The 2,811-nt window shown below is 39.2% G+C and carries 6 protein-coding genes; 5 read left to right on the top strand and 1 reads right to left on the bottom strand.

Features of this window, described 5'->3' with window-relative positions; translation table 11 throughout:
- The 5 genes from Q8J82_RS08955 to Q8J82_RS08975 all read left to right on the top strand — a co-directional run.
- Positions 1 to 487 (top strand): CHAD domain-containing protein (locus Q8J82_RS08955; protein ID WP_305328148.1); only part of this gene is annotated, 487 nt, incomplete at its 5' end.
- 574 nt (positions 488 to 1,061) lie between these two features.
- On the top strand, positions 1,062 to 1,277 hold the full coding sequence (locus Q8J82_RS08960) for an RNA-binding S4 domain-containing protein (RefSeq protein ID WP_305328149.1): 216 nt from the start codon (positions 1,062 to 1,064) through the stop codon (positions 1,275 to 1,277).
- 209 nt (positions 1,278 to 1,486) lie between these two features.
- Positions 1,487 to 1,714, top strand: coding sequence for a hypothetical protein (locus Q8J82_RS08965; RefSeq protein ID WP_304890937.1), 228 nt, complete (start codon positions 1,487 to 1,489; stop codon positions 1,712 to 1,714).
- A complete protein-coding gene (locus tag Q8J82_RS08970) occupies positions 1,674 to 1,910 on the top strand; it encodes a hypothetical protein (RefSeq protein WP_304890938.1) in 237 nt (78 codons plus the stop codon). The genes Q8J82_RS08965 and Q8J82_RS08970 overlap by 41 nt, the downstream gene beginning before the upstream one ends.
- 34 nt (positions 1,911 to 1,944) lie before the next feature.
- Positions 1,945 to 2,577 carry a ParA family protein gene (locus Q8J82_RS08975; protein WP_305328150.1) on the top strand — a complete coding sequence of 211 codons (633 nt, stop codon included), beginning with the start codon at positions 1,945 to 1,947 and terminating at the stop codon, positions 2,575 to 2,577.
- A 91-nt stretch (positions 2,578 to 2,668) separates the two neighbouring features.
- On the opposite strand, the gene Q8J82_RS13285 is transcribed toward Q8J82_RS08975, so the two are convergent.
- The coding region (locus tag Q8J82_RS13285; RefSeq protein WP_370868106.1) for a glycogen/starch/alpha-glucan phosphorylase at positions 2,669 to 2,811 on the bottom strand (143 nt) is incomplete at its 5' end.

The raw sequence follows: 2,811 nt of genomic DNA on the forward strand, positions 1-2,811 counted from the left end.
TTACAATTATCTACTATTATCACTGGCAGCTTGGCTGGAAAACGAGCGCTGGCGTGATGGCGCCAAGGATAAGAAAACTCATCGAGTACTCGACATTGCAACAGCAACCTTAACTAAACGCCATAAGCAACTGCGGCAGCGAGGTAAACGCCTTGAACATATGCATCCAGAAGCGCGTCATGCCGCGCGCATCACCGCCAAGAAAATGCGTTATGCATCTGAATTTTTTGCAAGTCTCTACCCATCGGCAAAATCACGCTCATTCATCAAAAAGTTGTCTCAACTGCAAGATTGCTTAGGGGTGCTAAATGACATCACCACCACAGAAAAATTACTGCAACAACTTATAGAAACAAGTCCAGACATCAAACTAGATGAAGTGCAACATTTGTTCGCTCACTGGAACGCTAGCAATAGGATTCACTTTGAAGAAAATTTAAACGAAAACTGGCAGGCATTTGCCTCTCAAAAACCATTCTGGAGCTAAAACAATCAACATACCAAAAACCTTGGATCCATGAAGAAAAAAATGCAAATTTGGCATTTTGTCCTTCAGAGCACCCTACGCACTAAATGAAGTACTAAACCTCAACTCCACAGTGCGCTAAAGCCCATCACACAAGACTTCTCGATGAAATTGATTTTATCCATTTCTTGCAATTATTAAAATAAACTGACCCTCCCATTTAGTGCGTATGAATTTGTATTATTAGGAATACGAACAGTAAAAAATAATGAACTACTAGACAAGTACTTAGGTAGGTCTGAAGGTGGCAATGATATAACTAACTAGGACGTAACAGCAAATTTTAAGATAAAATACCAAACTTGTTTTTAGTGTGAAATATTGTTATGCCTCGGTATAAGGTTAGCTGTAGTAAAGAAAATAAATCAATAAATTAACAAAAAGGAAGTGATCCACTTTGGTGATCCATGCTCGCAGTACCTTTATTCTAACCTTTTGTTTTTTATAAGTAATTAATTAAAACTTTAGTTTAGTGCCGAGTCCTCTTCTGGGCACCAAATCAGCTACTATTCTACTCTATTCGCAGAGACTATCTATGTCACAAAATATACAATTTGAATTATCCACCGAATACATAGAATTATGTAACTTACTCAAATTAGTGGGTATAGCCGATAGCGGCGGTCGTGGAAAAGCAATGGTTGCAGAAGGCTCAGTACAAGTGGATGGCGTTGTGGAAAGCCGAAAAACAGCTAAAATTCGTAGGGGACAAACGATACTTGTCGGCAATCAAACAATTTCAGTCAAATAATCCCTTTAGATTAAAATAGTAAATTAAACGAACTTTTACTTCCCTGTCAGACATACGTTTATTTAATTAAACTTGTAGATAATATGCACTAAGCAGCTAATTTTAAAAAAGATTTTTTCATAAAAATGTAACACAAAATAAAAGTGTAATACCCTATACTGCTTTAGATATATTTTTATATTTAGTGGCTTTATAAAAGGAGTACAACATTGAAAATCAAAAAAGCGAATGAAGAATATTTAGAGAAAGCAATGCGCTTATCTGAAGAAGAAGTAGAACGACTGCAAAGTAGAATGCGTGCAAAGCTGACTCGACGAGCTGATGACAGGAAACTAACCACAATAGAAGCTTTAGCTATACAACTTGAAATCGATGATGAACAGCTTGCTGAATGGCGTGAAAAAAGGCTGGAAATTAACAAAAAAAACAAAAAATAGCGTGGGTTGGATCCACCCTTCCGCTCAAGTGTCATTGGAATTTTCTGATTTAGATGACAAACCTAAAAGTTTTTTTGCGGTTGCAAAGCACAACAACACCCTTGAATGCTTTGCTTACATTTTCCTTGCTGAGGAAGCATCAATAGCTATTTCTTTTAAAACGAATCTAAGCAATGAATGCGAAATTGCAGTATGATTTTCTATCGACAAGTCTTAATTCAAACTGACACATGAAAAATATCCTAATCGCCAACTCTAAGGGTGGTAGTGGTAAAACTACGCTATCCACCAACCTTGCAGGTTACTTAGCCTCGCTAGGTGGGCGGGTCATGCTATCCGACCTTGACCGTCAGCAGTCTTCTGCCCAATGGTTACAACGCAGACCCGCAGAATTTCCACTTATCCATAGCTACAACCCTCGCAACAAAACCTCTGTGTTAGAACCTGATTGGATCATTACTGATTCTCCTGCTGGCTTTCGTGATGAAAAACTTTCCGATGCCATCAAACAAGCTGATTGCGTGATAGTACCAATACAGCCTTCAGCTTTTGATATAGGAGCCACAACCGACTTTCTAGGCAGACTCGCTGAAGAAAAAACGATACGTAAAAACAAAACATTCGTCGCACTGGTTGGCATGCGGGTAAATAGCCGTACTCATGCAGCCGCTGGGCTCGCTGAGTTCATGGAGCAGACTGGCTTTCCAGTTCTGACTTATCTTCGTAACGCACAGGTCTATGCAACGGCTGCAGAACTTGGTGTAAGTCTATTCGATATGCGCCCTTCATTAGTCGCACAGGACATCGAACAATGGGTTCCTTTGCTGGACTGGGTAATTGAAGCAACCGATAATGAGAAATAAGATGAGTGTAATGGTCTAATAAAATGCGACACCAGTTATAAGCATTGCATGCCAGAAGGCTTTACGCTTAAAAACCAGTTCATCAAATTAATTAAGGCTTAGCAAAAACTGGTACTACCTTCCATATTTCATCAGCATATTCTTGAATGGCACGGTCAGATGAAAATCGACCGATGCGTGCTACGTTGAGAATAGACATGTGAGTCCAGCGTTCTGAATTAAGATACTGTTTAC

The sequence above is a fragment of the Methylotenera sp. genome, from assembly GCF_030684185.1.
Taxonomy (GTDB): Bacteria; Pseudomonadota; Gammaproteobacteria; order Burkholderiales; family Methylophilaceae; genus Methylotenera.

Coding starts and splice junctions, on each gene's coding strand:
- Q8J82_RS08960 (WP_305328149.1), top strand. CDS start 1,062: ATGTCACAAAATATACAATTTGAATTATCCACCGAATACATAGAATTA.
- Q8J82_RS08975 (WP_305328150.1), top strand. CDS start 1,945: ATGAAAAATATCCTAATCGCCAACTCTAAGGGTGGTAGTGGTAAAACT.